Origin of the sequence: Olivibacter sp. XZL3 (assembly GCF_004368405.1) — a bacterium.
Taxonomy (GTDB): domain Bacteria; phylum Bacteroidota; class Bacteroidia; order Sphingobacteriales; family Sphingobacteriaceae; genus Olivibacter.
The window spans coordinates 1-6,390 of sequence record NZ_SBJH01000114.1 but is presented as its reverse complement, the minus strand read 5'-3'; the positions used below and the strand labels follow the sequence as shown (position 1 = coordinate 6,390).

The window sequence follows — 6,390 nt, the reverse complement described above, 5'->3', positions numbered from 1 at the left end:
GGTCATTCTCTGTAATTTCGCCATCATGCTTGTCAGTTTGTAAATAATAAACTGTCAACCTATATCAGGACAAGACACTTTAACCTTACGCCTTATACCTTCCCCCCCATATACCTTAGGCCCTTAAACCTAACATCCATTTAACATAAACTTAATGGTTTTTTACTTTCTTGATAATTGGCTGATACATAGCTATTTGTTTAATTTTTTTAGGGCTTTGTTGCTGTATTGTTAACGGCTGAAAAGCAGGGGTATATATTTTGTAACGCCTCTTGGCCCTGTGAAAAGGAGCCTGTTCTTCAACTTTGCGACATCAAATGCGATTGTAATCGACTAATTGAAGACGTACTTAAATTAAATACTAAACCATCAAAAAAATGAAAAAACTTTTTACAAGTTACTTATTCCTTATTCTTTCCTTTATGACTTATGCACAAGAGCGTAGCGTTATTTCGGGAAAGGTACAAGAAGTTGCTAGCAAGGCTTCATTGCCTGGGGCGACTGTGCGTTTGAATAAAGAGAATCGCTACACCATTTCCGACCAGAATGGAAACTTTGAATTTTTAAACGTACCTGTAGGCGCTTATGAAATCGAAGTGATTTATATGGGGTACCAAGTGGAGAAGCAAGCCATCACGGTGCGTGCCGGCGAAAATACCGTCGTCAACTTCTTGTTGAAAGATGCCTCGGTAACGATGGACGAAGTGGTGGTGATGGGCGATCGCTTAAGAGGTCAGGCCCGAGCACTTAACCAGCAAAAAAGCAAATCCAATATTACCAATATCATTTCGTCGGATCAGGTAGGGCGGTTTCCCGATGCAAATATTGGCGATGCATTACGCCGGGTTCCCGGGATTACCATGCAGAACGATCAGGGCGAAGCCCGTAATATTATCGTTCGCGGACTTTCGCCCGAGCTGAATTCAGTTACCTTAAATGGCGACCGCATCCCGTCGGCCGAAGGCGATAATAGACGGGTGCAAATGGACCTGATTCCATCAGATATGATTTCCACCATTGAAGTAAATAAAACCTTAACTCCGGATATGGATGCAGATGCTATCGGCGGATCGGTAAACCTGATTACCCGGGCTTCGCCGAATGGGCAACGCATATCGGCCACCTTAGCGGGTGGGTACAATCCCCTGCATCAAACGCCTATTTATACCGGTGCTTTCGTATATGGCAACCGTTTTGCAGATAACAGGTTTGGTATGGTGTTGAGCGGATCTTATAATAACAATCAATTAGGTTCGGAAGGCATAGAAGGGGAGTGGGAGCAGGATAAAGATGGAAATGCCTGGTTGTCCCGGGAGGATATTCGGAGATACAATGTGCAACGTGTACGAAGAAGTGTTGCCGGCGCCTTTGATTTCAAAATAGATGATAACCACAGCTTGTATGCTAATGTAATGTATAATTGGCGGGACGATTGGGAGAATCGATACCGGGTACGTACGGATATGGAGTTAATCGATGAAGATTTGGGGGTAGCAGGCGGTTTTAAATTGGATAAGATCTCTCGCGAAACGAAAGGCGGAATTGGTAACAGGCGGGTGGATTATACGCGCTTGGAAGATCAACGTGTTCAAAACTATTCACTTGGAGGTGATCACTTGTTCGGTTCTGTCCTCGATATGGATTGGGCGGTGAGTTACGCAAAAGCGAGCGAAGACCGCCCCAATGAGCGTTATATTAACTACGAATATGAAAGCGAGGAAGATTTGCTTATACAGCAGGTCCCATCGTCAAATGACCGTCCGGTGGACCTCGTTTTTAACAGACCGAACCCGGGATTAAGTGAATTGGACGCTATCAGTGAAAATCACGATTATACCGATGAGAGCGAGCTGGGGGTGAAGGTAAACTTTCGTGTGCCGTTTTCGTTAATTGATGATCAAAAGGGCCGCCTGCGGTTTGGTGCCCGATTACGTTTAAAGGATAAACAGCGGAATAATAACTTTTTTGAATACGAACCGATTGGTAATCAGTACGATATTTTAGGAAATGTGCAAACGGTCAACTGGAGCGGTCCCTTTCAACCTGGGAATCAATACGCACCGGGTTTATTTGCCGATAAACATCTGTTAGGTAACCTCAATTTAGGGGATGCTTCGCAGTTTACGCCGGAGGCAAAACCGGACGAGTTCTTAGCCGTTAATTATCGGGCAAAGGAAAGAATCACCGCAGGTTATATCCGTTGGGATCAAGACTTTAGCAGTAAACTTTCTATGATCGTCGGTGCGCGACTCGAACATACGTCGATAGATTATACCGGCAATGTTGTGGCCGATGAAGAAGAATTGGCAGGCACACGGTCGGTTGAGAATAATTATACTAATATTTTACCAGGCTTGACTTTCAAATACGTTCCGCAGGAGGACTTGGTGCTAAGGGCCGCTGTGACCACTGGGCTGGCTAGGCCAAATTATTATTCTATAGCGCCTTATGTGCAGTCGATAGTGGACGATGGTCAGGTTGCGGCAGGAAACCCAGATCTGAAGGCCACCTATGCTTGGAACTTTGATCTGATGGCTGAAAAGTATTTTAAATCGGTAGGTATCCTATCGGGAGGGGTTTATTATAAGAATCTAAAGAATTTTATTTATAAATACAGCAACCGGGATTATACGGCAGCTGAGTTTGCCCGCGACTTTCCGGGAGCGAGTAACTTGATTCCAGAAGGAGAAACCTGGCGCTTTGTCCAAGATCGTAATGGTGATAATGTGGATGTATACGGATTTGAAGTTGCCATACAACGTCAATTGGATTTCTTGCCAGGTAGATTTTTGAAGAATTTCGGTGTTTACGCGAATTACACCTTTACTAAATCGCGCGCTAAAGGCATTGCCGATGCGGAGGGAAATCCGAGAGGTAACATGACTTTGCCGCAAACCGCTCCGCATATGGTTAATGGGTCTTTGTCTTGGGAGAACAAGCGTTTCTCCGCCCGGGTATCCGCTAATTATACTGCTGCTTATATAGACGAGATCGGTTCGGACGCCTTTAGTGATTTCTATTACGATAGCCAGTTTTTCCTTGATGCAAACGCGTCATATAAGTTTGGAAAATATATGCGTCTGTTCATAGAAGCTAATAACTTAACCAATCAATCCTTGCGTTACTATTGGGGCGCAAGCAGCCGGCCTATGCAAAATGAATTTTATAAGCCCCGGTATAACCTGGGCGTTAAGTTCGACTTATAAGAACTGTTCACCTAAAGGAAGGTGGCGGGGTTTGTAGGTCATGATACGGATCCCGCCACTTTAATTAGGTGAGAAGCCCCTGATTTGACAACGACGAAAACGAAAGGTGCTTGGTCTGTTAATAATAAGTTAACATGAAGCTGCTATTTTTGTAATATGATGCACGTTCGTGTCTACTTCTTTGTTGCACTTGTTCGGCTCCTTACCGGGCCATCTCTGCTGCAGGCACAGCCGTCTTTTTCTATTCAAGATATTCATGGTCGCCTAGAACGTTACAATGTTCAGCCTTCGGATTCCTTATTGGTTATTGAGAATGAGCGTTATCTGGAAGCCGAGCGGAATGGTGATAAGCTCGAACAGGCGATATCATTGCAAAAGATGGGACGGATATGCTACGATATGGGCTTGTTTGCCCAATCGTTGAACTATCATTTACAAGCGGAAAAACGCTTGGTAAAAGGTCCAAAAAAGGAGCGGGCGGATAACCTGAATGATTTAGCTCTCCTCTTATTGTTGAATAACCAAAGTGAAGATGCGAAACGTATTTATTTTCAAGCGTTGAGCATTTATCAGACAAGCGGAGAAATAAAAGGGCAGGCGACAACCTATGGCAACCTGGGGCATCTGTATGAAAAGTCTAGCAATTACGACAGTGCCTATTACTTCCAACAGAAAGCGATGCAGGCCTTTGAACAGATCAACGACTTGGATGGCATCGCCTTAATCTATGAGAATTTAGGGAGTATTTATGAGGATCAGGAACGATATGATGAAGCCTTTACTTACTTCTCGAGGGCGCTTGATCGTTTCAAAGTGAATGGAAATACGTCTATGTTAATTGATGCTTACAATAATCTCGGTGATGTTTATCGAAAAACAGGTAATTATAAGCAGGCACTCCGTTATACAAGGCAGGCGGAAAAGTTGGCAAAAGAAAACCAAGCCTTAAGTCGTTTAAGTAGTGCGTACCGGGACTTAGGGAAAGTGTATGGCTTTTTGGGAGATGCTGACAGTGTATTTCATTATTTGGAGCTTAGCAGGCAACTTTATATTGAAACCTATAACGAGGATACCAAAAACCAAGCTGCTTTACTGAAGGTGCTCTACGATATTGATCGGAAAGATGCTCGCATAGCGCAACTGGCAAGGGAGCGACAGACCGCCATTATCATCTATGCCACCCTCACCATGATTGGTGCTTTGCTTATTCTACTTTTTGTTATCATTATCAAAAATCAAAGACAAAAAATACGTAGCGAGAGGCAGCTTCGCGATCAGGAGACTGACCTGCTCCAAGCGAAGCAGCGCCTAATGGAAGTCGAGCTACAAAACAAGAAACTTCAAGAAGAGCAATTGCAGTTGGAAATTGAAACCAAAGCAAAAGAAATTACCTCTCATACACTCCAAGCCATAGAAAAGAACAAGCTGTTGGAAGAAATGAAGGATGCCCTGACCGAAATCTTAAAAAACGACAGCAGGGGTTACAAGAGGGAGCTGCGGCAACTGTTGAACAAAATCAACCAGAACTTTAATAAAGAAGTTAGTTGGGGAGACTTTAGGAGAGTGTTTGAAGAGATCAACCAGGATTTTTTTATTCATTTGCAGCAAATCAATCCTGACTTGTCGGCGGCGGATATACGCCTTGTTTCACTTATTAAGCTCAACATGAATACGCCCGATATGGCGGCGCTGTTAGGTATATCGGCCGACAGCCTCCGCGTTTCGAGGTATCGTCTCCGCAAAAAACTTGGGCTTGAACCTGGGAAGAGTTTAACTGCTTTCTTACAAGCCATTTAGTTTTTTTTTCATCACCGCCTCGAAGCTGCTTATAGGAGGACGCTCGATGTATATCTATTATTGATTTCCGTAAATTTCGTTCGTGTTCACTATTTGTAACGCTAAAAATTTGGCTTTTTTCACTCGATAGAGGCATTTTTGCAGAAAAAAAAGAAACATGAGCACAAAAAATAAAATCCATTTTATTTTAATCCTTTTTACTGGTATACTGATTTACGGTTGTCGCGAAGGGAGTAAAGAGAAAACTGAAAAGCAGCTTGTTGAAACATCATTAGACACGCTTCAAGCGACGGTAATTACCGAGCCCGTTGAATATGACAGTGACGATCCTGCCATCTGGATTAATCGGCAACATGCCGACAAAAGCCTGATTATCGGTACTGATAAAGATAGCGACGGCGGGCTTTATGCTTTTGATCTCAAGGGGAATATCATGAAAAAAGTAAAAGGTATTAAAAGACCGAACAATGTTGATATCGCTTACGATTTTCAATTGAACGGCAAAAAGGTAGATATAGCGGTCGTTACTGAAAGGGAGCGCGATAAAATACGGGTTTTTACCTTGCCCGACTTAGAGGCCGTGGATAAGGGAGGAATTGATGTGTTTGTTGGTGAGGCAGAGCGTGCTCCGATGGGAATTGCTTTATTTACACGGCCTAGTGACCAACAGGTGTTCGCTGTAGTTGGCAGGAAGTCTGGTCCTTCCGACGGTTATTTATGGCAGTATAAGCTAATGGATAATGGGGGCTATGTGAGGGGACAGCTTGTGCGGAAATTTGGAAAATATAGCGGCAAAAAGGAAATTGAGGCGATTGCGGTGGATAACGAATTAGGATTTATTTACTACTCGGACGAGCAAACAGGTGTTCGTAAGTACTTGGCTGATCCGGCGGCTAACAACAATGAAGAGCTTGCACTTTTTGCACAAAGCGGTTTTTCGAAGGACCATGAGGGAATCGCGATCTATAAAACGGGACAAGAAACGGGCTATATCCTTGTTTCCAATCAAGGTTCGCATACCTTCATGGTTTATCCCCGGGAAGGAGCAAAAGACGACAAGAACGCATATCCGCTGCTTGCGGAGATCCCAGTCAGCGCAATGGAAACGGATGGTGCTGATGCGACAGCGGTAAGTTTAGGTGAGCAGTTCCCTGCCGGAATTTTGGTGGCGATGAGTACAGATCGCACTTTCCACCTATTTGATTGGAGAAAAGTCAGTGAACGGATTAAGCAGGTTAGGTAAAAGGTATAAGGTACTAAGGTATAAGGTACTTAAAAAGGGGTAAGGCGTAAGGTATAAGGGGGTAGGTATAAGTGTCTTGTCCTGATATAGGTTGACAGTTTATTATTTACAAACTGACAAGCATGATGGCGAAATTACAGAGAA

The 6,390-nt window shown here is 43.7% G+C and carries 3 protein-coding genes; all 3 read left to right on the top strand.

Features of this window, described 5'->3' with window-relative positions:
* Positions 1-377 precede the first annotated feature (377 nt).
* The 3 genes from EPX21_RS21580 to EPX21_RS21570 all read left to right on the top strand — a co-directional run bounded on the left by EPX21_RS21580 (position 378) and on the right by EPX21_RS21570 (position 6,246).
* Complete coding sequence (locus EPX21_RS21580; RefSeq protein ID WP_134091878.1) at positions 378-3,206, top strand: TonB-dependent receptor; 2,829 nt, start codon at positions 378-380, stop codon at positions 3,204-3,206.
* A 156-nt stretch (positions 3,207-3,362) separates the two neighbouring features.
* Positions 3,363-5,003 carry a tetratricopeptide repeat protein gene (locus EPX21_RS21575; protein WP_134091876.1) on the top strand — a complete coding sequence of 547 codons (1,641 nt, stop codon included), beginning with the start codon at positions 3,363-3,365 and terminating at the stop codon, positions 5,001-5,003.
* 157 nt (positions 5,004-5,160) lie between these two features.
* Complete coding sequence (locus EPX21_RS21570) at positions 5,161-6,246, top strand: phytase (RefSeq protein ID WP_134091874.1); 1,086 nt, start codon at positions 5,161-5,163, stop codon at positions 6,244-6,246.
* Positions 6,247-6,390 lie beyond the last annotated feature (144 nt).

Coding starts and splice junctions, on each gene's coding strand:
- EPX21_RS21580 (WP_134091878.1), top strand. CDS start 378: ATGAAAAAACTTTTTACAAGTTACTTATTCCTTATTCTTTCCTTTATG.
- EPX21_RS21570 (WP_134091874.1), top strand. CDS start 5,161: ATGAGCACAAAAAATAAAATCCATTTTATTTTAATCCTTTTTACTGGT.
- EPX21_RS21575 (WP_134091876.1), top strand. CDS start 3,363: ATGATGCACGTTCGTGTCTACTTCTTTGTTGCACTTGTTCGGCTCCTT.